Raw genomic sequence first — 25001 nt, forward strand, 5'->3', positions numbered from 1 at the left:
CTCCTTACTTCACGATCAGGGCGGACAGCATCAGGGTTGCGTAATAGCCGCCGCCCTGCGCGTCTGCCATCGGTTCCGGGCGATTCTGCCGCTGCACACTGCCGGGCAGGTATTCCGTCACCCCGTCCAGATCGGTGTCAATCTCGTCCACGTTGTCCAGCAACTGCCTCAGAATCTCAGTCAGTTGAGCGCGGGCGGCGGGGGCCTGCTGAAGTGTGGAGGGCTTGGCGTACACCGTCACGCGGGGATAGACGCGCAAGGCATCGTGTCCCCGGTAGAACGGCGTGTCCACTCCCCCATCAGAAGCCCAAATCACCCCGTAGAGGGGCAGGCCACCTGGGGCCGCACCATCCCAGTACACATGCCCCGCGAGGGCCGGAAGGGCGTTGCAGTAGCCGTAGAGCGTACTCACAGGCCCACCGCCCGCCGCGCCGCCTCGTGAATGTCAGGATCGTGCAGGGCTTTGGTGAGGTAATCGCGCCCGCCTTGACTCGGGGGCCGTTCGATCAGCTCCCGCGCTTCGGGGGGTGGGTTGTTCACCGCGCCCACGCTCACGCTCAGGCCAGGGCCGGGAATGGCCCCGATGCTGGCAGCGAGGCGTCCGCCCTGGATGGCCGGGTAGTCGCCGGGCTTGCTGCTGGGGTTGAGGTTGCCGGGGTGGCGGACACCTGCGCCGGGATGAGACAGCTTCTCTCTCAGTTCCAGCGCGGCGGCATAACCAGCACGTCTCAGGGCGGCCATGATGACTTGATCTGCTGCGTCTGCCATGTCACCTCCCCGTGGGGCTGCCCAGCCACAGTTCGTAAATCTGATGCTGGCCCCCGATCTCACGCGGCGGCCCCTGCTTGATGAGCGGCCTCGCTGAACCGTTCACGCGGATGATGATTTCCCCGCCCTCAGCATCAGGCCACGGGAACCACGCCGTAAAGCAGCGCGATACCGGAAGGCTGCCCACAACCCCGTTAACGATCTCGGCAGTCTTGGAACGCAGCGTTTGGTCCTGATCGCTTGCAGGCTGAGTCACCAGCACGTTCACCGTGGCCCCTCCCCCCATCGGCAACCCCGTGTTGGGATCAAGGGGCGCGGGCGTCAGGCGTTCCACGGTGAGGGTGTCCTTCATCAGCCGGGGGTTGAGGTGCATGTCACACCCCCACGTGACGCCACGGGGCCAGCAGTGACAGCACGCCGGGGGGCAAAGCGTCGGCGTTGGGCAGAGCGTACTGGGTTTCCACGTCCCCCAGCCTCTCCGCCTTGATCCCCACAGGCTGCGCCGTCAAGCCTTCTGCCGTGAGCACGATGGCCTGCCTGAGAGCGTTGGGCAGCTCCTGAGCCGTCCAGCCAGTGCTGAATGCCACCGTCACCACGCTGAGCGGCGTAAACTCTGAGGCCAAGGCATCCAGACGCACACTGAGTGCATCAAAGATGCACTCAGCCGTCCGGTCCACGCCATCCATTGTCACGCTCCCCAGCCCAGTCACGGGCCAGTACCGCAAGACCTCCGGCCCCAGCCGCCGCTTTCCATACAGCGGGACGCCCAGCCCGCGCTGCACGTTGCGCATCCGGTAGTCAGCCACCCATTCCCGCTTTGCCAGATCGGGAAGGCCAGGGCAGAGCGCGGCAGCCACCAACGCCTCGGCACGGTCCAAAGCTTGTTGCGGCGTGGGCGTGGTCTGCACCAGATCACCGACGCTCAGCAGGCTCACGGGATTACTCCGCTGCGCCCAGATCAATCAGGCGTTGGGCCTCATCTGCCGAGAAGGTGGCCGTCTCGCCCGCGTTGTACAAGTGATAGCCGCGCAGGAACGTCACCGCCTGCGTGTCCTGGCCTTCCACGATGCCGGGGTTGGTCAGATCGCCCGTCGTGACACCCTGCCGGGGATCAGGCTCGTTGGGGCGCAGCACGGGCAGGTTCTCACCCGCCAGGCTCTTGTCAGCATTGGCCCCGGTGCGGCGATCCGTCTCTGCGCCGTCTTCCAGTTGCCTAACGATACCGCCCGTGGGCACGACGCCCGCCGAGGTGTCAGTCTGTTTCTCGGCTTCCTTGGCCTGACGCTTGGCAGCGCCCGCAATAGCGGCGGCCTGAGCGTCCACAGTGCCATCGGCCTGAACAGCGGTGGCAGGGTCCGTGGTTTCCGCCGTGGGCACGCGGGGGTCATTGCTAACGGGGGTGGTCTGTTCCTTTTTAGGTGCCATGATGCAACCTCCTGGGTTGGGGTGTCCGCCCGGTTGGAGGCGGACAGTGCTTAGCGATCAGTGACGGTTGCCAGATCAACGCGGCCCACGGCCAGCGCTTTGTTGTGGCGCAGGGCCAGGTCATGCCGGGTCCGGGCACGGAACAGCGTCTGATCGGTGGAGAAGGCGTTGACGAGGGTGGTGCCGTTGAAGTAGCTGCCTTCAGTGGAGGTGTCCAGCGCCAGCGCCAGCGCTTCCCCGATCAGCACCTCGCTCCAGTCACCGAAGTACAGTTCCGTCCCTGCCGTTCCGCCTGCGGTGGTCAGGTTGCTGGGAATCTGGTTGCTGATCTTGTACGGCACGCCCAGCAGGCGTCCGGCGTCCATTTCCTCGCGATAGATGTATTCGCCCGTGGTGGACAGCACGTTGTAGAACCGGCTTTCCACGTCACTGTTGAAAATCCAGCCCATGCGACGCATCGGGATGTTCGCACCACGGATCAGCGCCCGCAGGCCGCCCAGCGCAGCCGTCAGGGTGGCGTAGGTGACCTTGTTGCCTGCCGCCACCTGATTCAGGATGCCGGTGGGCGTGTTGGAGGTGCCGTCACCGCGCAGGAAAGCCAGGTCCTCGCGCAGGCTCAGGCCCATCCCGATATCGTCAACGATCATCTGGTTGACGCGGCCCGTGGTGTCATGCAGCAGCTCGTTCGAGGCGGGCACGATCACGGCCAGCTTCTTGGCGTTCAGTTGCACAATGTCCGTGGTGGGCTGCTGCACGGGCAGGTTGTTCAACTCACCCGCGTAGGCACCGCTCACGCCACCGTTCTGGCGGTGAATGGTGAGGTTGCCGTTGGGCATCGGGATCACCTGTGCGCCCGAACCGCGCACGGCGGCCATCGGGTACAGCAGTTCGATCATGTCAGCGGCGTACTGGGTTTCCACCAGATTCCCGCCGTCCCCAGCCACGCCCGTGCTGAGCGAACGGGTGACAGCATCAGCAGTGGCCTTGTCGCCATACGTCTGCTCAATGAAGTCAGCGGCGCGGATGTTGCCACCACTGCGGGCGGCCACGGCCAAACCACGCGCAGCATTGCCGATGCGCTGAATGACATGGTGCTGACGCTCTTCCTTGCTCATTGGCACGCTACGAATGCCAGCGCCGGGGGTGGTGTCGCCTCCATAAATCGGGGGGCGGCGGTTGGCAGCTTCAGCAGCACCGCGCTGGGTTTCGGCCTCGGTTTCTGCCGCTTCCTTCTCGGCCTTCAGGCGGGCAATCTCGGCCTGATCGGCAGCGCGGGCGGTGGTCAGCTCTTCGCTGAAGGTTTCACGAATCTGCTTCAGCTCTTCGGGGGTCAGTGGCATGGGGTGTCCTCCTGTGGACAGACGAAAGCCGCCCACTGAGGGGCGGCAGGGCAAGAATGTGGGTGTCGGGGGAGTTGCCAAATGCCTCAGCGGCAGGGGCTAGCCTGCTGGAGGGCGGGGGCTTGTCTGAGCCACGCTTCGCAAAGCCTGTCGAACATCATCCAGAGTGGGGCCGACTTCCGCTGGCTGTTCCGGCGGAGTTTCGGCGGGCATCGGAACGATTGCGGGCGGTTCTGGCACGTTTCGGGCGGTTCTGGCCTCTTTGGCATCCAATTCGGCCACAACACGGGCCGAAACAGCCTGAATGTCAGCTTCCGACAGGCGAAACATCACGCTATCCGCCTGACGTTCAGTGGCAACCTCGCCCACAGCCTGCCACTGGGGCAGCACCTCTACAGCTTCGCCGCCCAGACTGACGTTGCCGGACTCATCGACGCTGTATTCCTTGCGGAAATATCGGCGGCTCTCATAGTCCACGTACACGCAAAAATCGTCATAAATGGCGATGAGTTGGCAGCGCCAGTCGCTCATCTCATTGATGGCGGCATACAGGCGGCTGGAGAGGGTCTGGTGTTCCAGCACGCCCGCCGCTCGCGTCTCATCACTGCGGGCATCCAGGGCACGCCCCACCTCTTCCGCCGTGATGATCTCTTCCGCGCCATGCAGCTTGACGCCCTTAGCGCGGGCCTGGAACAGGCTGGGCTTGTTGCTGGGCAAGGTCACCACGCTCAGTTCATCCATCGCATCGGCCTGGATGCTGATGTGATCGGCGGCCCGCTCCTGCTTGTACTCGTCAAAGCGCACGGAGAAAGCCCGCAGAACCCCGCTCCGCACAAGGGCGGTAATGCTGGCCCCAGCAGGCGTCCGGGCGTCCGGGTGAATCTCCGCTTCGGCCCATAGTTGACTGCCCCGGTATTCCACACTCGTGACCGTACCAATGGGATTATCGGTATCATGGTTGAAGAGGAGCACTGGGTTGGTTTTGAAGCCGTCCAAGGCGCGTTGAGAGAACTTGATGCGCGTGCCAAAGCTGTCCGTCACACTTGAGTCATTCGCCACGCCCGCGATCTTCACCGCGCCGTCCGTGGCGTCCTGCACCGTGCGAACCTGGGCCACCAGATACTGGCCGGGCTTCAGGCTCGGGTCTGTCGTTCTGTTCGTCATGGTTCACCTCGGGAAGGGGCGGCAGCATGGCGTTACGCCCATGCCTGGGCTTGATGGTGGCTCGGGGATCAGGTGGGGACATAGAGGGCCTTTGCTTCCGCCTTGAGGGCTTCGTAGGCCAGCGCCAAATCCCCGCCACTGGCCGTCAACGCCGCCCGACGATGCTGCATGGCGCGGGCCGCCACATCACTCCCCAGCGCCTCCCACCGCTCCTGGGCGGTACGGGCCGCCGCTTGTGGGTCCGGGGCGTTCTTGAGCAGGCGGTATTCCTCTGCCCACATCTGGCGATACCGGGCAGGTGATGGTGGCTCGTCAGGGGGTTGATCCTCTGGCGGCGGCTCAGCGTCCTGGGGCTTCAGATCATGCCGGATGTTCAAGCTGCCGGGAACCATCCAGACGTTCGGCTGCCCGTCCGGTTCATACCCACGGGCGGCGCGGTATTCCTCGCGGCTGATCGCCCCGGTTTTGAGTTCATCAAGCTGCCGTTTTTCCAGCGCAGCCAAGTCCTCTTCCACTGGGCTTTCAATGCGGACGCGGACGCCGGGAAAGCGGACAGAAAGCCGATTGAACAGACGTTCCATGCGCTTTCGGTGCGGGTCCAGCGTCTGCGCCTGATACACCGCCTGCGCGGCGCTGAAGGTATCCGCCCCCAGAGCGCCCGTGTCCGTGTAGCCCACCACTGGCCCCGGCACGCCGAAGTGCATCAGGATGTCCTGTCGACTGGCCTTCGTGATCTCAGGGAAGGCCAGGTCCTTGAAGGCGGGGGCAATGCTCCGCAGTTTCAGGCCGCCCCACAGGGGAGCCACCTTGCCGCTGTTGTACATGCCCTGGTACGTCTCGTTCCAGCTCTCGCGGAGGGCGGCAGCAGCATCCACGCCGGGGTAGGGTTGATCAGATTCCAAGACACCGCCCGGCATGGCGTTGTTTGCAAAGTAGAACCGGGCATAGGCCCGCACTTCAGCATCCAGCGTGATGCTGTTGGCCCCGGCTTGCACCGCGCTGCTGCCCGCGTAGGGGTTGACTGGATCAGGAATGCGGACTTCCAGCACGCCAAGGCCAGAAGCATCAGGGCGGGCCGTGAAAGGCGGGAAGTACAGTTGCTGACCATTCAGCGTGCGGTAGCGGTACTGACTGATGAAGCCGGTGGGGTCCGGCACGGCATCAAGCAGGTGTGGGTAGAGAACGTGGAGTTCACGAGGCTCCCCATTCACACCGTCCACCACCAGCAGGGCAGCGCGGCCCAGCAGGGACAGGTGCTGCTGCATGACGTGACGCAGGCTCACACCATCATGGGCCTGACAGGGATTGTCCAGCAGGCGGGCCAGCGGGTGAGTGGGTTCCTCCTCCCAGCGTCCTCCCCGGCGTGCGCGTTCCACATGCACGGGCAGAGTGGAAATGTCCTCAGCAATACGGGAGACGGCGACGTGGACAACGCCGACATTGTTTTGCAGGCGCTCCCCATCATTCAGGTTGACTTGGCCGGACTCACGCCCGCCGCTCTGGAAGACGCTCCACCAGCCGCCAATACCACCAGGGGCATAGAGGCCGGGGCCGTCGGCACGTTTGCGGGTCAGGGCCGCGCCCATGCGTTGAATTAGGTTCATCGGCCCTCCTTTGGGTTGCCTACCATCCGAAATGCTCACTGGCAGGCTTCAGTTTCAGGACGCTCCAAGCATCGGCGTCGGCCAAGTCGAACGGCTTGAACTCGGGCACACGCTTCAGGCTCTTGAACCGGGTGTCATGCGTGCCCTCAGCGTCCAACACCTCGCCCCGATCCCGCATTCCCTTCACGGCCTGCCAGCGCTCCCGCTTGCCACCCGTCGCCGTGGTGGCCTTCACCTCGTCATAACGCGGCTTGAACGTGCCGGGCAGGATCAAGCCTTCCTCGCTCATGGCCTTCCAGACGTTGTTGTACTGATCGCGCCACAAGTCACCGCCCTGGTTTGTCTCAATGCCCACGGTGGACGCCCTGAGTTCGATGGCCTTCAGGATCACGCGGCGCATCAGGGCGTCCGTGCCCTCAATGCCCTCCCAGGCGTACAGGGTGATGATCTTCCCGTCTGCCCGCCGTCCTGCGGCGCTGATGGCTTGAGAATCGCTCTGATCGGTTTCCGTCACCGCAATATCCGCCCATACCTGCACGTCCGAGAGCGTTTCGAGGGGCGGGTAGGGGATCGCGTGGAAGTCATAACCCTTGTACAGCGTGCCCTTGCTGCTGCCGATCTCGTTTTGCTTTTCCTCGGTGAAGGCCACGGGGCCGATGTCATTTAACTCCGCTTCCAGCACGGGCAAGGGGCGGGCGTCAGGCCAGGTGCTCACGCCTGCCGTGATGAAGTGGCGCGGCGTGCCGTTGCTGTCCCGGCGCGTCTCGTACTCAAAGCCCGTAATGGCCGGGTGCGGGCCGCTGATGTAGCGATCCATCAGGAACTCAGCCGGATACTCCGGGTTCGCGTTGGCGAGGCGCGTCACGACGCCGTGCGGGTTGATGATGTTCTGGAGAAACATGATGACGCGGGACGGCGCACCGGCTGGGATGATGCTGTTCTGAATCACCTTGAGTTTCTTCTCGGTGGTTTTCAGGGTGTCGAGCTTCTCGTCAATGTCGTCAAAAATGATGACATCGGGGCGCAAGTCTTCCAGCAACAGCCCGCGCACGGCGGTATCCAGGCCCGCCGCGTCCACCACGAGGCCAGAGCGCGTCCACACCCGCGAGCGCCGCCAGCCCTGCGAGGTGCCATGCTTGCCCACCTTGCGGTCGCTCAGGCTGGGGTAATAGCGGGCAATCTGCGGGTGTTCCAGAATCAGGCCGATGTTCTGCACGCTGTCGTCTGCCTGCGCCTGCGTGCCCTGAACGTACAGCACGTACTTATAGCCCTGCGTGGCAAGCTTGATCGGCGTGCGGCGGGCGTTTGTTGTCTTGGAGAATCCACGCGGCCACACGAATACGCCGGACGCGCTTTGATCCGGGCGGCACGCTTCCACCCACTTCCAGTAATCGTGATGGTAGGGGGCCAGTGGGGCGGTGTAGGTGGACGGCCAGAGCGTATGCAGCCAATCCAGGTATGCAGCAGGGGGCGTGTCTCGCCCCGCCTCAAGGCTAGTTCGGTAGGGCGCGGTGAGCGTCTGCGCTTCCGCCGCCAGGAGGCCCCAGACTGATGAGTCGGGCGGTGATCCGTTCAAGAGTGTCATGGTCCCTCACTTCGTCACGAATCACTTGAATGACGGCGCTCACCATCTGGCGCGCATCATCCACACGGATATGTTCTGTGGACTCGCCTAGGATCAGGCGTTCCAGCTTCTCTAGACGCTCATAGGCGGCCACAGCTTCATGCGGCTTCTCGTAGGCCACGTCTGCCCCGTCCAGACCGCCCGCATACTTGAGGGCGTTCATCTTCATGGCCTGAATCTGACTGAGCTTCTGGGCCACGTCGCGGGCCGTCACGCCCACCTGCATCTCTGCCACCTGCTCAGTTGCCGCTCTTTCCACTTTTTGCCAGTGCGTTTGCCGTTCTGCTTCCCAGTCCTCACGGGCTGAACGCTTAGATGCCGTGCTGTAGCTGATTTTCCGCTTTCCGCAGAATTGCTTGAGGGTTGCCTTTTCTGGATCGTGAATGAAGTCGAGGCGGACTGCGCCCCAATCGGTTCTAGCCATGCAATCCACCTCCTATGTTTGGGGCAAGCGGCGGGCCTCGATTCCCGCGCGTCAGCAGTTCGGGCTGACACATCCATTCGCCTGCAAAGGCCAGCGCGAGGGCTGGCCGGGGGTGCGCCTTCACTCGGGCGCAGGGGGAACGGCGGGGGGCTAGGCGCGTTCCGGCCAATGCCAGGTGCCGGGGGCTTTGTCGGCCTCATCCTGCCTAACGCTGCCCGCCGCAAGCGTGCCGTTGTTCAAGTCGCTGGCAATCCCGGCGTGAAGGTTGTTCTTGGCGTACACGCGCACGATGTTTGCCCCAAGTGCGTCCCGATGCACTTCCAGATCATTCGACTGATCCAAAAACACCGTGAGGTTGCAGTGATCGGGATGATCGCTGGGGCTATCCCAGGCATTCGTGACCATTGCGGCGCGGTGCTGCCCGTTGGCAAGGACGAAATGGACGATTCGGCCAATGGTGGGGCGCTGGACTTCCTTGACTTCTATGCTCATATCTCTCCTTTCAGCAGCAGGAACAGGCCGTAAGAGGCCACAGCAATGCCCAGCATCAGGCCCACCACGATCAGGCCGCCCAGCCACCTGTCCCGGCGTTTCTCCAGGCGGCGCTTCATGGGTGGCCTACCACGTGCGGGTGTGCCAAGCGGTTTCGACAGACTCAAACACGCCGTCACGCAGCCACCCATGCCAGCCACAACAGCCGGGGGCGTTGTGGAACAGAGAGGGCGTCAACGTCAGATCGCCAGTCTCCACACTGCCCGAAACAACGGCGTGCGGGGCGAAGTACACCCGATTGCAGCCGCAGGGGCAGACGTAGTGATGCCCCGTGCCGCCATCCTCCTGTCGGATGAGGCCGGGCTTCCAGTCGGCCATGCGTTCACCCTGCCAATGGATCATCGGTGTGTTCATGGCTCTCCTAGCGTTGACTGCGGCGCACTTGCTGGGCACGCTTGCGGCGAGACTGGGCCAGACGGCGCACAGGCAGGCCGTACTCAATCCGTACAGGCCCGATGATCGGGACAGGCTGCCATGTCTTGCCTCTGTTCTGGCTAATGCTCAGAGTGGCGGTGCTGTAAGCGTTCGTCTCCCCTTTGCTGGCTTCGTCTGCCAGCGCCTTCACCCGGAACCAGTCACCGTCCCCGTCCTGTGCCCACAGGTGGCGCGTCTGCTCCCGGTACTCATCGGCGGCGCGTCTGGCGTCCGGCGTCGGCTGGCCCGTCCATGACACCGGGCGCGTCTGCGTGCGGCGGTTGCGTGGGGGCATGGCGGCCTCCGGGTGTCAGTCCTCAGATTCTGAGGGCGTGTCGGAATCTGACAAATCCAGCAGATTGTTTGGGGGCCAAGGCTGGCCTTCTGAGCGGCTTATTTCTGCCAGCAAAGTGCCATTCTCGCCATACCCGCTATAGACGCGGACGGCCTGAACCTTTTCATGGTTAGGTCCAAGCTTGACTGTGAGGAATGGGCGCTTATCGGCTGTCATGGGCTGCCCCGTCCGGCGCGGCGTTCCGCTTCCCGCCGATCCGCCAAAGCCACGGTAATTAAGCGTAGCAGGGCAGGGCTTGGCTGCTTTGGCCCCTGCCAAACATGCCGAAACCAGCAATCAAGGGCGCGGTGAGACAATGACGGCTGCCTCATGGATTCCCCCTGCCTGCCCGTTTCTCTCGTTTGTGGGCACGGTTATCGGTTCTGCGTCCGGTTCGGCCTCCACATCGGCGGCATCCCAGCACCGCTCTCCAGTGGCTCTTGCGCTGCTTCAGCTTCCACTCCCTCACGCCCGCACCCGCCGCAGCTCACGCGGGACTGGAGGCCAGGGCGGGGCGGCACGCTCACACAGGGGGCAGTGATCCACCGTCAGCAGGCCGTGGGCACAGTGACGCGGGGCAGGTTCGGGACGGCGATCTGACAGGGGTACGTTCACGCAACCTCCAGAGCAACACACGAGAAATCGGGCGCATCTCGCAAAGAGACACGCCCGACTGATAGCGAAATGATATCAGAAGTATGCGGAAAGGACAAGTTAGGCCGTCTCTAGCGCCTTTGCCGGGTGGACAGTCGGCACGCTGCCGGGGTGGGCAAGGATCAGCCGTTCAAAGAGCAGGCGGGCAGGACGGGCCAGCAGGTGATTCCGTACCCCTCTCAGCCCTTCCGTCTGATCTGGGGCGTACAGCGGCCATTGTCCCCGTGCTGGGAACTCCCGCTGGAACTCCAGAAAATACGCGAGATCGTCACCCTCAAGGCTGGCCGTGTCAATGGTGGCGGTGTGCGGCTCACTCAGGGCGTGCAAACCGAACAGGGGGGAAACGTAGTGGACAGTCGGCAGCTTCACCACGTAGGCCGTCAGGTGGCCGGGGCGGGTGGCGGGGGCGAGATCGGCGCGGAGGGTGGCCGTCACCACTCTCAAGTCCACCTCTGCGGTGCGGTGGCGCTTCTCCGCATTCAACCGGGCGATCAGGCAGGCGGGCACGGTGTCCGGCGTGTACCGTTCCGCTTCCAGCACCGCTTGAACGGCGTCACGGTGGGCACGGTAGGCGCGGCGCTCGGCTTCGTGGGCCTGAAGGTAATCAGCGGTGGTGAGGCCCGGCTTCCCCCGTGGTGTGGCGTTGGGGGCGGGCTGTTGCGCTTGCAGGGGCAGCGGGGCGCGTCTGTCGTTGAGGATAGCAAGGGCTAGGCTGTTGACTGTCAGCAGGCGGCTGAGGCGCTGGGCGGAAACGATGGTGGGGGCGGTGAGCGTCAGGGGTTGGGTGGGTTCCGTCATTTAAACCTCGCTGAGCATTCCGTGGGCCATGCGGCGGCGATACGCGGCGGCCAGTGCCTTGCTGCCCTCCCCCACCTCGCTCAGCAGTTCGGCGTCCGTCTGCTGTGGCGCGGGGGCATGGGGCGCAGGTTCAGGGGGCAGCCATGCGGCGTAGCACTCGGCTTCAATGTTTGCGATGTCCACCGGGCGGGCGCGGCGCTTAGGCATGGCGGGCGCAGGACGGGCAGAGCAGGCGGGGCGATACCCTGTCGGGCCGCGTCAACCAATTCGAGGGGGCGAGGGATTGCCAGCCCAGCGCCTTGAGTTCGGCGGAGGGCAACTCACGGGGCAACGGGGCTTCGCAGATCACGCACACGCGGCGCTCGTACCGTTCGGCGGCCAGCGCTTCCACCTGTGCGTCCGTCATCCCTTCCAGCGTTTCAGCGAGTTTCAGCATGTGAACCTCCAATGGAGCGCCCCGCCGTGTGAGGGCGGGGCTTGCGTCTCAGATTTGAGAGGGTGGGTGTCAGCTTCTGTCAGGGTGCTAGAGCGTCGTCAACGTGACCACTCCCCGCCCCGAAGGGCGAGGCTTCTCAGACCACGGCATGCGATACCCCGCTACCGTTGAGGGCTGAAGGGACGGCCCGTCCCAAAATGTTGTGCGCCGCATTCACGTCCGCATTCTCAGCATGCCCGCACTGGGCGCACAGAAAACGTGACTGACTGACCCGGTTTTCCTTGCCCACATGCCCACAGATACGGCATGTTTGCGAGGTGTACGCAGGGTTGACGGCGATGACTGAACGTCCGGCACTCGCAGCCTTGGCGTTCAGGATTTCAAAAAACGATGCCCAGCCCACGTCCGAAATGCTCCGGGCGAGGTTGGACTTCACCATGTTGCTGACCTTCAAATCCTCGTGCGCGATCAGATCGTGTTCATTGACCAGCCTCCGGGCGGTTTTGTGGTGGAAGTCGGCACGCTGTCGCCTGATCTTTCGATGAGCCTTGGCGACCTGCTGGACGGCTTTTCGGCGACGGTTGCTGCCTTTCTTCCGGCGCGATACGGTGCGCTGCTGAACGCGGAGATTCTTGAGGCCGTTCTTCAGGTAACGCGGGTTCTCCACAAACTCGCCGTCTGACGTGATGGCAAACCATGTTGTCCCCACGTCCACCCCGACTGCTGAGCCTGTGGCAGGCAAAGGGGCCAGCGGGACTTCGCAGACATAGGCAGCAAACCACTGTCCGCAGTCGTGAATGATCTGGAGGGATTTGGGTTTGCCTTCAAGCGGGCGGTGCAGCTTAATCTTGACCGCGCCGATTTTGGGGATGTTGATGCGCCGCCCCTCATCCACGGGCTTGCCGCAGGCTGTCCAATCGCCTTTCTTGTTGTCCCAGCACTGCTTGAACTTGAATGAGTCCCAGCGTTGACGGGGTTTGAACCGGGGAAAACCTGCACGTTTCGCTCCCTTCTTAACCCGGCTGAAAAAGGACTTATACGCCCTGTCGAGCCGATCAAAAACGTCTTGCAGAACGTGGGAGTAGACCCCGCCGTATTCCGGGCAGGCGTCCTTGAGGGCTGTGAGTTCGCGCTGCTGATCGTAGGCGCTGAGCGTTTTGCCGTGTTTTCGGTACGCTTCGCGGCGCTGTTCAAGGCCCGCGTTGTAGAGCATGCGGGTGAGTCGCAATGTCTCAAACATAGCGACCTCTTGGGGCTTTGTCGGGTAGAGACGAAACTTGAATACTCTGGTTGTGGTGGTAGAATCCGTGACGCTGCACCTCCCCGTAGGTGTAGAGCAGAGGGGTGGTGAGACACCGCGCTCTGCTTTCGTCATCTATTCTAGCACAGAAAGCCTCGGCTTTGCCGTCCCTGTCGGCGCGAATGCCGCTAGACCCCGCTCTGAAGAACGGTGCATGCGCGTCACTTTATGTCACTCAATGACGCGGCGGGATTCCAGATACTTCTGAATGAATAGGCTGGCCTCTCCGCTGATGGCCTGATCCGGCAGAAATCGCAGGAATTGCCAGCCCGCTAGAACGCCTAAGTTCTGCCGCTCCAAGTCCCGCGCCCGCTTGTCATGGACGCCATGAACCCCACCGTCGACCTCAATCAAGAGATGAGCGGCGGGAATCGCCAGATCGCTCTGAAACTTCCGGGGCGGATTCAAGGCAGCACCCCACATGTACTGTTCGGCGTACCCAATGCCCAGAATGTCCAGCCACCTGCACAGGGCTTGCTCTGCCTTCTCCCCTGCCCTGACCCCTTGAGCGGTCTGCTGGGCCTTCTGGGGGCCTCTGGAGGGCAAGGCGTGGCCCATGCGGGCGAGGTAGGCGCGGTAATCGGCCTCAGACATACGCGGCATCAGAGGCCCGCACGATCAAGGAACTTAAGAACTGCCGCCGCGTCAAAAATGCAGACAATTTGATAGCCGCCTTCTGGCGCATCTCTGACCATGCAAACTTCCTCGGCACACGGGCCGGACCTGCCCGCTAATCGAGGATTTCCCGTGGGCATCCTGTCCCGCTTGAGGGTGAGGTAAACGCCTTTGACTCCAATACTCAGGCGACGGTGGCATTCCTGACGAATGGCTGTCGTCATGCTTCCTCCAAATGGCAAGCCCGCCCCGGCGCAGAGGCCAGAGGCGGGGGTGAAGGGCGGGTTAGGCGGCTTGCTGCTGAGCAAGATGGGCGCGGAGGGTGGCAATACAGCAGGCCAGCGTCAGGCGCTCATGATCGGAAGCAAACGGGCGACCCGGGCGGGCCTCCAGCCATGCCAGCACCTCTGGCAACCGGAAGTACACGTGCCCCCGCTGGGTGCGGCCTGCCACTGGGCAGCCGTTGCGCTGCCACTGACGCGGCGTGGATCGGCAGAGGCCCAGCAAGTCGGCCAGCATGGACACCGAGTACGCCCCACGGGGGATGGAAGGGGGAGCCACGGGACGCGCACTCATGACACGGCGCACGTCGTCGGGATGAAAAAGGAGGTTTCCCGATCCGCCCGGCCCGATAGCGCGGCGTGTCCTGACGTTCAGCCGTCCCTGACGCCTCCTGCGGTACAGGATGGAACGATCAAGGCCCATCAGGGCGGCAACCTGCCCCACGGTGAGCCAGTCACGCAACTCATCAGCGGTGCTGGCATCAGCGTAGTGGGCACGGATCAGCGCCGCCGCCCGATCTGACACGGCCCATGCCCACCCCTGCTCTTGGGGGGACTTGAAGTGAAAGACGTTGCGGGTCTTCACGTGACGACGCACAGAGCTGTATTGCACCTGAAGCTCTGCCGCCAGTTCGCGCAGGGTAATGCTCACGCCGTCTCCCACAGGGCGGGCAGCGGCTCAGCCTCCCATTCCCGCTTGCGGTCCCGCATCAGCGATTGCAGGAAATGAAGCGTCTGAACCTCATTCAGAGTCAGGCAGTCACGGGCGGCGAGGCGCATGTACTGGCGCTCGTACACGATCAGATCATCATGGTTCATTCTGCGGGCCTCCAATAACGGGAGCGGGTGCCGTTCGGCTCGGTGCGGGTTTCAAGGCTCAGGTGCCCGCCCGCCTCCAGACGGGCCAGGGCGGACAGCAGGGCGCGGCGGCCCGTCTCGGTGAGGTGACGGGTGTACAGGCGTTCCAGGGACACACAGCCCTCTGAGTGGACGGCGGTGAGGATGCGGCGTTCAAGGCCGGGCTTCATGACACCCCCAGCAGGGCGGGCTGAGCGTGCCTGACGCGGCGCTGAGCAATGGCGTGATATTTCTCGTCCCGCTCAATCAGGATGGGTACGCGCCCGCATTGAATGGCCGCCACTCCAGTTGTGCCGCTGCCCGCCGTGTTGTCCAGCACCACGTCACCGGGTTGGGTATACGTGCGGATCAAATACTCAAAAAGTGCGACAGGTTTTTGGGTGGGGTGTTCTAAATCGTTGTTCGGGTTGGCGAATCTCAGAATTGAAGTGGGGTAGTTTTCCCACTCAGTTTCATACCCGCGCTTATGGGAAGGGCGGGTGCCGATCACGCCGCCGTCTTTCATCTCAACGCCGGGCCGATAGTGATACTTCGGGTTGTGGACTAGCCCCTGCGGATAGTAGGCCATGCGGCGCGGGGATTTGTTGGCCGTTGTGCCAAGAGAAAACACGCAAACTTCCTCGTGCAACCGGACGGGCTTGTTCTTGGCATTCAAAAAGTCTGAGCCTTTTGACTTTTCCCAAATCCAGCAGTATTTGAACAGTTCCAGCCGTGAGGCGATCAGAGCGGTGGTGAACGGCTGCGCTGCTGTCAGCACAATGGCTCCATTCGGCTTGATGAGCCGCTCGTATTGCTCCCAGAGCGCGGCAAAAGGAACCACGCTGTCCCACGCGCAGGCGGTTGTCCCATACGGCAAGTCCGCCAGAATCATGTCCACCGACTGCGTGGGCAGGGTGGGCATCACCTCCAGGCAGTCCCCCAGAATCACCTGCGCATTCATCCTTCCCCCCTCAATCGGTAGCGGCACGCCTGCCCCGTATCCCCAGGGCGCAGGGGTTCCAGTGTGGCAATCAGGTAGCCCTGCTCAGTGGCGGCATAGAGCAAGCCCTGCATGGCCTCACGGGTGTAAGGCAGGCGCTTCTCCAGGCCCGTGAGCGTCAGCCCGTTAGGCTCAGCTTTCAGGGCGGCGTAAACGGCAGGCAGGATGTCAGGAATCACGCACGGCCCCCCGGCAGTAGGAGGAATGGCGGTAAGTCAGTTCGAGCTGGCACAGGGCACGGGCCAGTGGGCAGGACGGCAGGGGCCAGTCCTCCGGGTGTTCGGCGCGGCGCAGTCGCCAGCGGGCAGCCGTGGCCGCCTTGCGCGTGCAGGTGTCTGCCTCATCCCAGAGGGTTTTTGTCGCGCTGGGCCAGTTGTCAAACTCGCTGGTGGGCTTGAGGGCGGCGCTGTCAACGAACAGAACGCGGCTCACAGCCAGCACCCGGAAGCGGCGCAGGTCACAGTGTCATCCTCAAAAAGACTCGGTTGTTCATCCCATTTCACCTCATTGAGTGGGCGGGCGCTGCGGTGCAGGAAGGCGTGAGGATCACGGGCGCGTATCTCGCGTTCCACCTCCACTGCCGTCTGAAAATCGGCAGGCGCGGTGGAGCGCAGGTGCTTCCACTGGGCATCCCCCATGTGCGGGCACATCAGGCAACTGGACTTCGGCGCATCGGGCCAGCCCTGCTCACGGATGGCGGCGTAACAGCCATCCCGGCTGACGCCCAGGTCAATCAACGGGAAGGCGTTCACGATCCATTTCATGCCGCTGGGCTTCATGCGGTCGCACTCATCCATCGAAATCCCCAGCCATTGCACGGCGCTCTTGACGCCCTGCTCACGCAGCCAACGCCGGACAGGGCGCTGCTTCCATTCGTTCGAGCAGTAGGTGGGAAGCTTGCTCACGCCGCCGCCCTGCGTCGTATACATCGGCATCAGGACGCCGCCATTCCCGGCGTACAGATCGACCGTGCTGTAGCTGTGCGGCACGATCACCAGTGGGATGCCCAGCGCCTCGCAGGCGGGACAGTGGACGGCCTGCACGTAATCCCACGTCGCCGTCTTTTCGCGTCCTGTGTCCGCCATCACCACGTAATCCGGGCGGGGCAGCTTGCCTTGCAGGATTAGAGCCAGCATGGCGGTGCTTTGAACGCCTCCCCCATTGCTCAGGATGGTGACGGCGCTCATTTGGCGTCCTTGAGTCCCGCCAGTTTCAGCACGGCGGGCAGCGTGTAGCGGGGCGGCTCTTTCTCGCAGGCGGCGGCCTTCTCATCGCGCATCATGCCCAGCAGCCTGTCCCGGCTGCGTTCCAGTTCCCGATCAATGCGGGCGCTGTGTTCCAGCCGCTCAATGCGGCGGCGCAGGGCGGCCATCTGGCGGATCAGGCGGATGCGGGCGTATACCATCACCCGCACATCGGCCCGCAGATCGGAGAGTTCCAGGGTGGCGAGGTAGGCGTAAGTGGCGCAGGCGGCCAGGGCAACAGTCAGTAGGCGCATTCAGGCTCCAAAGAAGCGCCCAGCCGGGGGAGTGGCTGGGCGGGAAGGGGTGGAGTGGTTTTAGGAGACTTGCAAGCGGGCGGCCTTGCGCTTGAGCCGTTCCCCCAGTTCGATCACCTCACGCTCTGGCAAACCGTCAAGATGCGTTTCCAGGGCGCGGCGTGCCTGCTTTGCATGTTGCGCCCGGCTGTGCTGTGCGTTCAGGTAGGCGCAGAAGGTTTCAGCGTCACAGCGGGCGTTTGGGTTTGAGTCAAAAAAGAAGATCGCCACCGTGCGCCCGTCCCTCCATTCACCCCAGAAGTCGGCCACATAGACGTTCTTCACATAGCCGGAATGGTCCTCCCGCACGGCGTACCGGGGTGGGCGCTGGCTTGTCTTGTCCATCGGGTGCGGGGCGGCCCACGGGTTGCGTGACCACCACTCTTTCAGAATGTCGCGTGTCTCCTGTCGCGTCAGATCGCGTCGGAAAACGCGATGAAGATGACCAGCAGACGGGATATGCCCGTTTCGTTTGGCGTATTCGGTGGCGTACCTCTTCGCCTGCTCATGCAGATCATTGCTCACCCCTGCACCTCCTGTGGACTGTCACTCTCTGCGGCATAGCGGACGTAAAGCAGCGCCACCGCCTGCCAGAACCGCCCGTAATCGCCCCAGTGGCGGCGCACCCATTCGTCCTGCCCGGTATGTGCGGCGTCGGTGGCGTCTCCGGGGCGGGCGATGTGGTGGCGGGTGCAACATGGCAACAAAACTTCATTTGTCCGGTAGCGGTCATTCGCCCCCAATCGGAGGTGGTGAAGCTCAACGGGCTTGACACCGCACGCAGGCACGGCGCAGGGCTGGCGACTCAACCACGCCCGCCAATCCCGCCGCTCATCCACAGCCCTTATCAGCGCATCCAGCGGGTTTTCCCCCGTCGCTGCACTGTGGACGAGGGCGCGGCGGATGGCGGGCGGCGCGTGCGCGAACGCCTGCACGGTGGTTTCCAGCGCGTCCTGACGGGTGAGGCGCGTGTCAGATTCTGACAACTCCGCGAACGTGGCATCCAGCGCGTCCGCCGTCTCACGGGTGACGCGGATACTCGTCTTCTCAGGGATTTTGGAGGGTGCCCCGGCCAGAATGTCGGCGGGCAGCTCCCCATGCTCCAGCCGTTCCCCGTAGGCCGTGAGGGTGCCGAACAGCAGGCCCTGAACGTCTAGCCCGGCCTCCCGCGCCAGTCCTGCCCGCAGGTAGCCGTACCAGCGGGAATGAAACTCACCGTAGCCGAGCCATGTGATGAACTCCCGCGTGCTGCTGCGCGGGTACAGCAAGCCCCAGGACAGGCGCAGTTTGTGAACCTCATGCGCCTGCGCCTTCCGCATTTCGTTCTGACTGTGATCGGTTTGGGTGATGGCCTCGCGCCGATCCTCCAGCGTGGGCGCACGGGTGGGGGTGGTGAGGGTGGGGATCATGCGCGGCCACACGAGGCGCAGGTGAACTCAAACGCCGTGTTGAACAGATCAGGCATCTGCTCCCGTTTCCACGATTCGGGCGGCCCTTCCTCCCAGCCCCAGGGGAAGCCAGCCGCCCGCGTCTTGGCTTCCAGATCGCGCAGGCGGCGGCCCATACAGGGGAAGTGCTGCTCAATGGCGGCCAGTTGGCCGGGTTTGGCATACGCCCCACACAGGCAGTCCCCACTAACCCCGATGAGCGGGCTATACGGGTTGCGGGGCAGCTTGAACTGTTCCAGATAAGCGTCCCGCTGCCTCAGCGGCCAGTCCCACAATGGGGCAACCCACACGGTGCGGCCTACCCGTTTAACGGGGACAACGTTGCGGGCGCGGCGGGCGGATTCCGTTTGGCGACTGCCACTGATGAGCATAATTCGGCCTTCAGGGTGGTCCCTGACGAGACGCTCAAATTGCCTTTGCTTGAGGCGGGCAAACATCTTGCCGTGCCCAGTGGGTGTCGGGCCGGGGAAGCCGTATTCCGTGACCAGCTCGTCATAGTGTTGCGGGTCCAATGCGCCGTCCTTGCGGGTGTTCTCGGTGGCGCGGTACACCAGCAGCTCCACGCCCAGATCGGCGCAGATGGCGCGGGCGCGGGGTTCAGCTTCGGGCAGCGCAATCCCGGTATCCACGTACACGGCGGCAGTGAACTGGGGGTGTCTGCGGGCCACGTCCAGCGTGACCACGCTGTCATTCCCCCCGGAGAACATGGCAAAGACGTGGGTTGGCTGATGTTCCTCTACGGCTTGCAGGATCAGGGGCAGGCCAGAGAGGGGGCGATCTCCCAGAAAATGCGCGGCGCTCACCCTTCCCCCCGCACGATGCCCCAGGCCAGGTATTCCCCGTGCCCGCGCTCATACCCTGCGTGGGCCAGAGCGCAGGCGGTGGTGTGGCTAATGCCGCCGAACAGGTGGATGGATTCAAGCTGCTCAATCAGATCAGCCTGGGAGGAGGAGTGAAGGGGGAAGGCGTCACCCGTGGCGCTGTCGGTGAGGAGAAAGGAAAGCGGCGCAGGCTGTGGCGCTGCGCCGTGGGGGCTGGTTTGTGGCATAGGGGTACTCCTTAGTCTGCGGCCTCTGAACCGATCTGAACCCACACATAGCCGCCATCAATCAACAGCGGGCCGGAACCGTTACGGGCTTCCAGGGCCAGCAGGGCGGCGGCGAGTTCAGGGCCGGACAGTTCACAGCGGGCGGCCAGCGACTCGAACGGGACAGGCGGGCCGGATAGGGTGAGGGCGTGCAGGATCGTCTGAACGCGAGACTGGCGCTCAAGCACGCGGACGCGATACTCAGACATTGCGGTGGCGGAACTTCGTGTCATGTAAACCTCAAAGAGAGGCAGGGGTGAAGTACGAGGGTGGAGATATCAATACTTTGCCCCCCATCTCTAATTCCCCTGTCCTGTGACAACGGCCCGCTGCCCAGCCCGAAAAGCACGCACAGTACGCACAGAAACACCGGAAAGCCCAGAAATTTGCGCCGCTGTCGGATTCATGAATCCTTGCCCAGCAAGCTCTCCGATGGCCGATGTGATGGCGTCAAACGTGCGATTTCGGCGGATGGCGTTTGTTTTGACTGCGCCAATCTGCCCACCCTCGCGCATGGCCTCGCGTGCCTGTTCTGCGGAAAGTGTCGGGCGGTCCCAGGAGTAAAGCTTGCTGCGTTTGGCGGGCGGTCTGTCGCGTTTCTGGAAATTGTCGGCGTTCTTCCAAGTCCAGCGGGCCACCGAACGCGCCACGCCCAGCACCTCACTCCGGGGCAGTTTCGGGGTATAGATATTCAGGCTGTGTGCATGTTGAATCGTCGCCGCCTCCCACGCAACAAAATTGCTCGACTGGGAGGCGCTATGCACGTTGTCATATGCCCACAGGCGCGTCCGGTAGAACAGGTCCGTATTGCGGCCCTCTCCGATCTGCTGGCCTTGCTCCGGGGCCACGCGCAAGCGTTCGGGCAGGGCGTCCAGCAACTCGCCCAACGTGTAGAGCGGGCCGTCATGGGTGATCGTGGCCCATGACTTGTGGAGTGGGTTCTTGATGCCCGTCCCTGGGTATCCGGCATCCGCTTCCAGCCAGCGCGTGTAGCCGTTGCTGACAGCCTCAAACAGCCTGCGGGGCGCGGTGCGGCTCAGGCTGCCCCGCAGAACGGGCAGCGCCAGGCCGTACACCTGATGGCTGCCCCGGTTGTGGCGGTTGCGGATGATGAAATGGGGCTGCGGCGCTCCCACGTCCAGCCAGCGGGCCGCCGTGTGATCGCCTTCCCCGGTATCGTCCACATCCAGTTTCAGCCAGCCGATTTCATGGGGCCTGTCCGGGCTGAGGTAACGCATCTGGACGGCCTCTGCGGCAGGCGTGGTGTGGAAGTAGGTTTTGCGATTGCCCGCGTTCGGGTGGTAGGCCAGCGACTCAACAAAATGCCGCTGAATGCTGGAAACGGTAGAATGGATCATGTAGGCAACCTCCTGTTTCGGTGCCTGCGCCGCCGCGCCCTTTCTCTCCCGTCAGAGCGCGGCTTCACTCATGACTATTTTACCATTTTTTGTCGTCTGGGAGGGCGTTTAAGCACGTTTCACGCATCGGTGATCCTGGGGAATCCAGATGACGATTTCGCGCCCTCCGGGGCTGAAGTGGGTGTACAGGCGCGGCTCATGCCCGCAGACGTGGCACGTCGCTTGTTCGGCGGTGTTCAGTTCCAGCGGGCCGTCTGGCGCGTAGCCCAGCGCTTCACCCAGCGTCTGCGGCTTGCCTGCCCGCCTGTCGCTGTCAGTCGCTAGCATTTGGCAACTCCTGGACGGTCAGGGGGGCGAGGGCCGGGGCGTTGTTCTGCGCCAGTTCCATCAGGTGATCGGTATACAGGCGCACCCACGCCTTTTCCACCCACGGCAATTCCTTGTGGGGGATGCTGCCCAGCGGTTGCCCGTTCGTGGCCCGCATGAGCAGCTTCCGTTCCAGCTTGTCCTGTGTGGCCGTTTCGCCCGCCTGCGCGGCTTCCATCATCTCGACCCATCGTTTCAGGGCGCGGCTGCTGGCATCACGCCCGCCCAGCCCGTATTCAATGAGCTGCTGAGGTGTGGGGAAGAACACCTCAAACCGGAAAGCGGCGGCGCAGGCTTTCTGAAACTGCTCATCGGTGAGTTCGGCGGAAAGCGTCTTGTGGTAAATCCGCACGGTGGCGTCGTTGAACTGGCGGTTGAATCTGTCGCACAGGATGGCCCATGAGGCGCTGAAGGCAGTGCTAGAAAGGGTCATTGTCGTTTCCCTCCGAGAGAACCCGGTGTGTCTGCCGGGCGGTATCGAGTGAGCGGGCGTTTGCTTCTCCAGGTGTTTGCGGCTTGCCGAACTGGCCTTTCAGTTCAAACAGGCCGTTCCAGCCGTTTGTGATGGTCTGGCGGATGCACGCTTCCGGGTTGGGCTGCTCAGCCAGGAAAGCAAGCTGGGCTTTCAGCACGCGATCTGTGCGTGATAGACGGCGTTCCCGGCGATAGCTGCGCCATTCCTGCCACGCCTCTGCAAACTGCGGGCGGGCGGCAAGGGCAGGTGGAACCTCCAGGGCCTTTTTCGCGTCTGGGACGATGTTTGAACCGTGGACGGCTTTTCCGTCGACGGCTTTCCCGTCCACGGTGAGAAGCGCGTCTGACACGCGGTATTCCGTTTCGCCCAGTTTGCCCTGTGCGTTGCGTGTCTGCTGACGGCTGACGTAGCCTGCCGCTTCCAGTTCGCGCAGGGCGGTGCGGTGGGCGTCGCGTCCATCGTCGCTCACGGCTTCCACTTGGGACATGCGGTAGGGCCGTTCATCGGGGACGCTGAGCATCACGGCCAGCAGTCCTTTTGCTTTCAGGCTGAGGCGCGGATCGCGCAGCATGGCATTGGCGACCATCGTGTAGGGGGTGTGCCGCTTGTTTCGGAACCCTAGCGGCTCGGACACCGTATCTGTGGCAGGAGCCGGAATGATGCACCTCCGAGAATGAAGCACCGCCCGCGTCTAGTCCACGCGGGCGGTGCTGTTGTGTGTGGTTTTCTTCGGTATCCACCGATCTGGCACGCAGCCGCACCGACAATCCGGCGTGGCTTCTGGGGCGGCCAGTTCCCCGTGCCCCATGTGGCAGGGCAGGCGCTTTTTCGTCCTCATGTCGTACACGGGTTGAAGTCCGTCGTGCGCCTCCCAGCCCAGCAGGCAGACGATCATGCCGAACTCGCCCGGTTCACCGTGCCTGCATGTGCCGCAGACGCCCTGCTCATTCACGCGGCCTCGCTCTTTTGCTTGGCGGCGCTGTAGACGATCTTGCTTTCCGCCCGCGTCAATTCGCTCAGCCCAGCAACCTCCCGCCCGATCACCTGGGCCACGAAGTCAACATGCGTGAGTGGTTCAACGTCTGTCCCTTTGAGCATGGCTCCCAGTTGCGCGTGAAGGCGTGCGCCTGCTTCCTTGCCCAGCGGCTCAGAATCAGCCGGGGCGGGCGCAGGTGGGGCACTGGGGCGGGGCGCGGGACGCTGGGCCTTCTGGGGGCCTTTCATGGCCGCGTTGCCGTCATCGTCGTCATCTGCGGCGAGGCTTAATACCGCCATCAGGGAATAGCGGCGTAGATAACTTATGCTGCTCCCCAATTTCTGTATGTCCGTCGCTGCCGGGGCGCTCACAGTGGTTTCCAGCCATTCCCCGCTGCTGTGCATGATGCGCGTGGTGACGGTGACGGTGTTGCCCTCGGTGCCAGGGGCCTGCACGATGCTCAGCCCGTTGTCTGCCAGCCCGCCGCGTACCGTTTCCAGCACGGCGGCCAGTGTCGCGTATTTGCCGTGGTGACTTTTGCCGTCCTTCTCAACATGTCCGAAGACGCCTTGCGCCTTGCTGAGCGCTTCTGCCAGTTTGCCGACTGTCTCACTGTGGTTCATGCCTTCTCCCTCAGTTGCCTCTTGATGTTCCTGATGCGCCGATTGATGAGCCGCGCAGCGGGCCAGTCTGTCGGGCCGTAGCCCAGGACAAGCCGCTCCCACTCGGCTTCCAGCTCCCAGCGCCGCGCCCTCAGAACCGCCGCCATTGGGTGTCCTCCATGCGCCTCTGTTCAGGCGTCGGGTACATTCCCTCGGTGCGACGGACGGCCCGGTAATGCTCAGCCAGCGCGTGCAGATTCTTTTCGTTCTCAATCTGTTCCATGACGAGTTGCGCTCCCTCTCCGCAGAGCGCGTCCAGGTGGGGCAGGTGGCCTTCCGGCAGCCCGGCCAGCCAGCCCGCGCAGTCAATGGCCTCTCGTCCGGTGAGGCCCGCCGTGAGCAGGGCGTCAGTGATGCGCTCCCTGATGCATTTGCTATGCTCCTGGTAGGACATAAGAACCTCCAATCCCCCGCCGTGCGATGGCGGGGGATTTGGTTTGAATGGGGCTTTACTTGATTGCGCCAGCGGCGACGGCGGCAGCGAGGGAGGAATAGGCGAACGTCAAGTTGCCCGCTCCCAATGCCCGTGTCGCATAGGTCTCTTCTGCCGGGATAACGGGGCCAGTGCCCTCATGGTTCAAGACAATGGGCCAGGGCCTGAAATCGGTGCGGTGGTCGCTAGCAATCAGCACAAGCCGCTCGTCGCGCATCTGCCAAACTTCACCGAACTCGGGTTCCCGTCTCTCCTCTACCTTCTCCGCTTCCTGCACGGGCGTCAGCGTCAGCGTGCCGTCCGGGTGGTGCTGGGCCATGTACGGGCCAGAAGTGGTGGGGGCAGGGGCGATGAGGGTGACTTCGTAGAAGTGCACGGTTATGTACTCACCGTTTACAATCCCATTAACATAGCCAAGCCCGCCTCCCCGTGGGGCCTCGGGCGGAATTACGGCTGTCACGGTGAACTCTTCGCCGTAGTGTCGCTCTTTTTTCTCCGCGATTCGTACCCGGTCCCCTATCTTGAATAGATGCCCTACGCTCATAACGATCCTCCCAGCGCCCCGGTGTCCCCCGGAGGCGCTTTCTTTTGATCCTCCCTTTGCCGCGCGACGGCTGACGCGGCAGGGTGCCCGCCAGGGGGATGGGTTGGAGGGGATTAGCGAGTGCGGGCGTAAGCGGCCCCACGCCTCAGAGCGCGGTGGATGTGCGCGGCGCGGCGTTCAGCAGCGCAGTAAGTCAAATAGTCCTGATAGGCCGCTTCATCGTCGGCGTCCTGCTGGCGCAGATCATCCACGGCTTCCTGCATTTCCTCCCGGCTGGCATAGCAGGCGCGGGCGGCAGTCTCTACCGTGTGCTTCCCGCCCACCACGTCACGGGCATAGCTGAACAGGTAGCGATCCGTGTCATCCTCCCGGCGCTGTTCATGCTCCCGGCTCTCTGCCTCGATTTCCTCTTGCGTCATGCCGCCGAACAGGCAGTCATAGCAATAGCCAGACATGAGCCGCTTCGGGTAGGTGTTTTCGTGGCACCCAACGCAGGTGTATTCCAGTTCGAGTTGTCCGTCGTACATGGTGCGCCTCCTGTTTAT

General features: G+C 63.4%; 43 protein-coding genes. All 43 read right to left on the reverse strand.

What is annotated here, in order from left to right:
* Window positions 1-4 precede the first annotated feature (4 nt).
* The 43 genes from HNQ08_RS02030 to HNQ08_RS02235 all read right to left on the reverse strand — a co-directional run bounded on the left by HNQ08_RS02030 (window position 5) and on the right by HNQ08_RS02235 (window position 24983).
* Window positions 5-412, reverse strand: a complete 408-nt coding sequence (locus tag HNQ08_RS02030) for a hypothetical protein (RefSeq protein WP_184127418.1) — start codon at window positions 410-412, stop codon at window positions 5-7.
* Window positions 409-768, reverse strand: a complete 360-nt coding sequence (locus HNQ08_RS02035) for a hypothetical protein (RefSeq protein ID WP_184127419.1) — start codon at window positions 766-768, stop codon at window positions 409-411. The genes HNQ08_RS02030 and HNQ08_RS02035 overlap by 4 nt, the downstream gene beginning before the upstream one ends.
* A 1-nt stretch (window position 769) precedes the next feature.
* Entirely contained in the window at window positions 770-1141 is a 372-nt protein-coding gene (locus tag HNQ08_RS02040) for a hypothetical protein (RefSeq protein ID WP_184127420.1), read from the reverse strand.
* A gap of 1 nt (window position 1142) precedes the next feature.
* Window positions 1143-1703: a hypothetical protein gene (locus tag HNQ08_RS02045; protein WP_184127421.1), complete on the reverse strand. Its 561-nt coding sequence runs from the start codon at window positions 1701-1703 to the stop codon at window positions 1143-1145.
* A 4-nt stretch (window positions 1704-1707) separates the two neighbouring features.
* Entirely contained in the window at window positions 1708-2193 is a 486-nt protein-coding gene (locus tag HNQ08_RS02050; RefSeq protein ID WP_184127422.1) for a hypothetical protein, read from the reverse strand.
* 50 nt (window positions 2194-2243) lie between these two features.
* Window positions 2244-3533 carry a phage major capsid protein gene (locus HNQ08_RS02055; RefSeq protein WP_184127423.1) on the reverse strand — a complete coding sequence of 430 codons (1290 nt, stop codon included), beginning with the start codon at window positions 3531-3533 and terminating at the stop codon, window positions 2244-2246.
* A gap of 99 nt (window positions 3534-3632) precedes the next feature.
* Window positions 3633-4697, reverse strand: a complete 1065-nt coding sequence (locus tag HNQ08_RS02060; RefSeq protein ID WP_184127424.1) for an HK97 family phage prohead protease — start codon at window positions 4695-4697, stop codon at window positions 3633-3635.
* A gap of 68 nt (window positions 4698-4765) precedes the next feature.
* The gene (locus HNQ08_RS02065; RefSeq protein WP_184127425.1) at window positions 4766-6301 is read right to left on the reverse strand and encodes a phage portal protein; all 1536 of its coding nucleotides are present in this window, start codon (window positions 6299-6301) and stop codon (window positions 4766-4768) included.
* Window positions 6302-6320: 19 nt separating this feature from the next.
* The gene (locus tag HNQ08_RS02070; protein WP_184127426.1) at window positions 6321-7886 is read right to left on the reverse strand and encodes a hypothetical protein; all 1566 of its coding nucleotides are present in this window, start codon (window positions 7884-7886) and stop codon (window positions 6321-6323) included.
* Window positions 7795-8349, reverse strand: a complete 555-nt coding sequence (locus HNQ08_RS02075; protein WP_184127427.1) for a hypothetical protein — start codon at window positions 8347-8349, stop codon at window positions 7795-7797. Before HNQ08_RS02075 ends, HNQ08_RS02070 begins: the two co-directional genes overlap by 92 nt.
* A 150-nt stretch (window positions 8350-8499) precedes the next feature.
* Window positions 8500-8841 carry a hypothetical protein gene (locus HNQ08_RS02080; RefSeq protein WP_184127428.1) on the reverse strand — a complete coding sequence of 114 codons (342 nt, stop codon included), beginning with the start codon at window positions 8839-8841 and terminating at the stop codon, window positions 8500-8502.
* Window positions 8838-8960 carry a hypothetical protein gene (locus HNQ08_RS27840; RefSeq protein WP_268239992.1) on the reverse strand — a complete coding sequence of 41 codons (123 nt, stop codon included), beginning with the start codon at window positions 8958-8960 and terminating at the stop codon, window positions 8838-8840. Before HNQ08_RS27840 ends, HNQ08_RS02080 begins: the two co-directional genes overlap by 4 nt.
* A 7-nt stretch (window positions 8961-8967) precedes the next feature.
* Window positions 8968-9255, reverse strand: coding sequence for a ubiquitination-like system serine protease family protein (locus HNQ08_RS02085; RefSeq protein WP_184127429.1), 288 nt, complete (start codon window positions 9253-9255; stop codon window positions 8968-8970).
* A gap of 7 nt (window positions 9256-9262) precedes the next feature.
* A complete protein-coding gene (locus HNQ08_RS02090; protein WP_184127430.1) occupies window positions 9263-9610 on the reverse strand; it encodes a hypothetical protein in 348 nt (115 codons plus the stop codon).
* Window positions 9611-10114: 504 nt separating this feature from the next.
* The gene (locus HNQ08_RS02095; protein WP_184127431.1) at window positions 10115-10264 is read right to left on the reverse strand and encodes a hypothetical protein; all 150 of its coding nucleotides are present in this window, start codon (window positions 10262-10264) and stop codon (window positions 10115-10117) included.
* 99 nt (window positions 10265-10363) lie between these two features.
* The gene (locus HNQ08_RS02100) at window positions 10364-11101 is read right to left on the reverse strand and encodes a hypothetical protein (RefSeq protein WP_184127432.1); all 738 of its coding nucleotides are present in this window, start codon (window positions 11099-11101) and stop codon (window positions 10364-10366) included.
* Window positions 11102-11308 (reverse strand): hypothetical protein, encoded by a 207-nt coding sequence (locus HNQ08_RS02105; protein ID WP_184127433.1) that lies wholly within the window; start codon window positions 11306-11308, stop codon window positions 11102-11104.
* On the reverse strand, window positions 11301-11537 hold the full coding sequence (locus HNQ08_RS02110; protein WP_184127434.1) for a hypothetical protein: 237 nt from the start codon (window positions 11535-11537) through the stop codon (window positions 11301-11303). Before HNQ08_RS02110 ends, HNQ08_RS02105 begins: the two co-directional genes overlap by 8 nt.
* Before the next feature lie 136 nt (window positions 11538-11673).
* The gene (locus tag HNQ08_RS02115) at window positions 11674-12777 is read right to left on the reverse strand and encodes an RNA-guided endonuclease InsQ/TnpB family protein (RefSeq protein WP_229789580.1); all 1104 of its coding nucleotides are present in this window, start codon (window positions 12775-12777) and stop codon (window positions 11674-11676) included.
* A 231-nt stretch (window positions 12778-13008) separates the two neighbouring features.
* Window positions 13009-13431 carry a DUF559 domain-containing protein gene (locus HNQ08_RS02120; protein ID WP_184127435.1) on the reverse strand — a complete coding sequence of 141 codons (423 nt, stop codon included), beginning with the start codon at window positions 13429-13431 and terminating at the stop codon, window positions 13009-13011.
* An 8-nt stretch (window positions 13432-13439) separates the two neighbouring features.
* Window positions 13440-13676 carry a hypothetical protein gene (locus tag HNQ08_RS02125; RefSeq protein ID WP_184127436.1) on the reverse strand — a complete coding sequence of 79 codons (237 nt, stop codon included), beginning with the start codon at window positions 13674-13676 and terminating at the stop codon, window positions 13440-13442.
* Window positions 13677-13737: 61 nt separating this feature from the next.
* A complete protein-coding gene (locus HNQ08_RS02130; protein WP_184127437.1) occupies window positions 13738-14385 on the reverse strand; it encodes a MerR family transcriptional regulator in 648 nt (215 codons plus the stop codon).
* Window positions 14382-14552 carry a hypothetical protein gene (locus HNQ08_RS02135; protein WP_184127438.1) on the reverse strand — a complete coding sequence of 57 codons (171 nt, stop codon included), beginning with the start codon at window positions 14550-14552 and terminating at the stop codon, window positions 14382-14384. The genes HNQ08_RS02130 and HNQ08_RS02135 overlap by 4 nt, the downstream gene beginning before the upstream one ends.
* Window positions 14549-14761 carry a hypothetical protein gene (locus HNQ08_RS02140; RefSeq protein ID WP_184127439.1) on the reverse strand — a complete coding sequence of 71 codons (213 nt, stop codon included), beginning with the start codon at window positions 14759-14761 and terminating at the stop codon, window positions 14549-14551. The genes HNQ08_RS02135 and HNQ08_RS02140 overlap by 4 nt, the downstream gene beginning before the upstream one ends.
* Window positions 14758-15531: a DNA-methyltransferase gene (locus tag HNQ08_RS02145; protein ID WP_184127440.1), complete on the reverse strand. Its 774-nt coding sequence runs from the start codon at window positions 15529-15531 to the stop codon at window positions 14758-14760. The genes HNQ08_RS02140 and HNQ08_RS02145 overlap by 4 nt, the downstream gene beginning before the upstream one ends.
* Window positions 15528-15749 carry a hypothetical protein gene (locus HNQ08_RS02150; protein ID WP_184127441.1) on the reverse strand — a complete coding sequence of 74 codons (222 nt, stop codon included), beginning with the start codon at window positions 15747-15749 and terminating at the stop codon, window positions 15528-15530. The genes HNQ08_RS02145 and HNQ08_RS02150 overlap by 4 nt, the downstream gene beginning before the upstream one ends.
* On the reverse strand, window positions 15739-16002 hold the full coding sequence (locus tag HNQ08_RS02155; protein ID WP_184127442.1) for a hypothetical protein: 264 nt from the start codon (window positions 16000-16002) through the stop codon (window positions 15739-15741). The genes HNQ08_RS02150 and HNQ08_RS02155 overlap by 11 nt, the downstream gene beginning before the upstream one ends.
* Window positions 15999-16757 (reverse strand): adenine nucleotide alpha hydrolase family protein, encoded by a 759-nt coding sequence (locus HNQ08_RS02160; RefSeq protein WP_184127443.1) that lies wholly within the window; start codon window positions 16755-16757, stop codon window positions 15999-16001. The genes HNQ08_RS02155 and HNQ08_RS02160 overlap by 4 nt, the downstream gene beginning before the upstream one ends.
* The gene (locus tag HNQ08_RS02165) at window positions 16754-17068 is read right to left on the reverse strand and encodes a hypothetical protein (RefSeq protein WP_184127444.1); all 315 of its coding nucleotides are present in this window, start codon (window positions 17066-17068) and stop codon (window positions 16754-16756) included. Before HNQ08_RS02165 ends, HNQ08_RS02160 begins: the two co-directional genes overlap by 4 nt.
* A 60-nt stretch (window positions 17069-17128) precedes the next feature.
* Entirely contained in the window at window positions 17129-17632 is a 504-nt protein-coding gene (locus HNQ08_RS02170) for a hypothetical protein (RefSeq protein ID WP_184127445.1), read from the reverse strand.
* On the reverse strand, window positions 17629-18516 hold the full coding sequence (locus HNQ08_RS02175) for a hypothetical protein (RefSeq protein ID WP_184127446.1): 888 nt from the start codon (window positions 18514-18516) through the stop codon (window positions 17629-17631). Before HNQ08_RS02175 ends, HNQ08_RS02170 begins: the two co-directional genes overlap by 4 nt.
* Complete coding sequence (locus tag HNQ08_RS02180) at window positions 18513-19358, reverse strand: phosphoadenosine phosphosulfate reductase domain-containing protein (protein ID WP_184127447.1); 846 nt, start codon at window positions 19356-19358, stop codon at window positions 18513-18515. Before HNQ08_RS02180 ends, HNQ08_RS02175 begins: the two co-directional genes overlap by 4 nt.
* Window positions 19355-19603, reverse strand: a complete 249-nt coding sequence (locus HNQ08_RS02185; RefSeq protein WP_184127448.1) for a hypothetical protein — start codon at window positions 19601-19603, stop codon at window positions 19355-19357. Before HNQ08_RS02185 ends, HNQ08_RS02180 begins: the two co-directional genes overlap by 4 nt.
* An 11-nt stretch (window positions 19604-19614) precedes the next feature.
* Window positions 19615-19875: a hypothetical protein gene (locus HNQ08_RS02190; protein ID WP_184127449.1), complete on the reverse strand. Its 261-nt coding sequence runs from the start codon at window positions 19873-19875 to the stop codon at window positions 19615-19617.
* Window positions 19876-19941: 66 nt separating this feature from the next.
* A complete protein-coding gene (locus tag HNQ08_RS02195; RefSeq protein ID WP_184127450.1) occupies window positions 19942-21000 on the reverse strand; it encodes a replication initiation protein in 1059 nt (352 codons plus the stop codon).
* A gap of 108 nt (window positions 21001-21108) precedes the next feature.
* On the reverse strand, window positions 21109-21327 hold the full coding sequence (locus HNQ08_RS02200) for a hypothetical protein (protein ID WP_184127451.1): 219 nt from the start codon (window positions 21325-21327) through the stop codon (window positions 21109-21111).
* A complete protein-coding gene (locus HNQ08_RS02205; protein ID WP_184127452.1) occupies window positions 21314-21799 on the reverse strand; it encodes a hypothetical protein in 486 nt (161 codons plus the stop codon). The genes HNQ08_RS02200 and HNQ08_RS02205 overlap by 14 nt, the downstream gene beginning before the upstream one ends.
* On the reverse strand, window positions 21786-22427 hold the full coding sequence (locus HNQ08_RS02210) for a hypothetical protein (protein WP_184127453.1): 642 nt from the start codon (window positions 22425-22427) through the stop codon (window positions 21786-21788). Before HNQ08_RS02210 ends, HNQ08_RS02205 begins: the two co-directional genes overlap by 14 nt.
* A 362-nt stretch (window positions 22428-22789) precedes the next feature.
* Window positions 22790-23440 carry an ERF family protein gene (locus HNQ08_RS02215; RefSeq protein WP_184127454.1) on the reverse strand — a complete coding sequence of 217 codons (651 nt, stop codon included), beginning with the start codon at window positions 23438-23440 and terminating at the stop codon, window positions 22790-22792.
* Window positions 23437-23586, reverse strand: a complete 150-nt coding sequence (locus HNQ08_RS02220; protein ID WP_184127455.1) for a hypothetical protein — start codon at window positions 23584-23586, stop codon at window positions 23437-23439. Before HNQ08_RS02220 ends, HNQ08_RS02215 begins: the two co-directional genes overlap by 4 nt.
* A complete protein-coding gene (locus tag HNQ08_RS02225) occupies window positions 23571-23873 on the reverse strand; it encodes a hypothetical protein (RefSeq protein ID WP_184127456.1) in 303 nt (100 codons plus the stop codon). Before HNQ08_RS02225 ends, HNQ08_RS02220 begins: the two co-directional genes overlap by 16 nt.
* 55 nt (window positions 23874-23928) lie before the next feature.
* A complete protein-coding gene (locus tag HNQ08_RS02230; RefSeq protein WP_184127457.1) occupies window positions 23929-24288 on the reverse strand; it encodes a hypothetical protein in 360 nt (119 codons plus the stop codon).
* A 281-nt stretch (window positions 24289-24569) separates the two neighbouring features.
* Window positions 24570-24983 (reverse strand): hypothetical protein, encoded by a 414-nt coding sequence (locus HNQ08_RS02235; RefSeq protein ID WP_184127458.1) that lies wholly within the window; start codon window positions 24981-24983, stop codon window positions 24570-24572.
* Between the last annotated feature and the right edge of the window lie 18 nt (window positions 24984-25001).

Source organism: Deinococcus humi, from assembly GCF_014201875.1.
Lineage (GTDB): Bacteria > Deinococcota > Deinococci > Deinococcales > Deinococcaceae > Deinococcus > Deinococcus humi.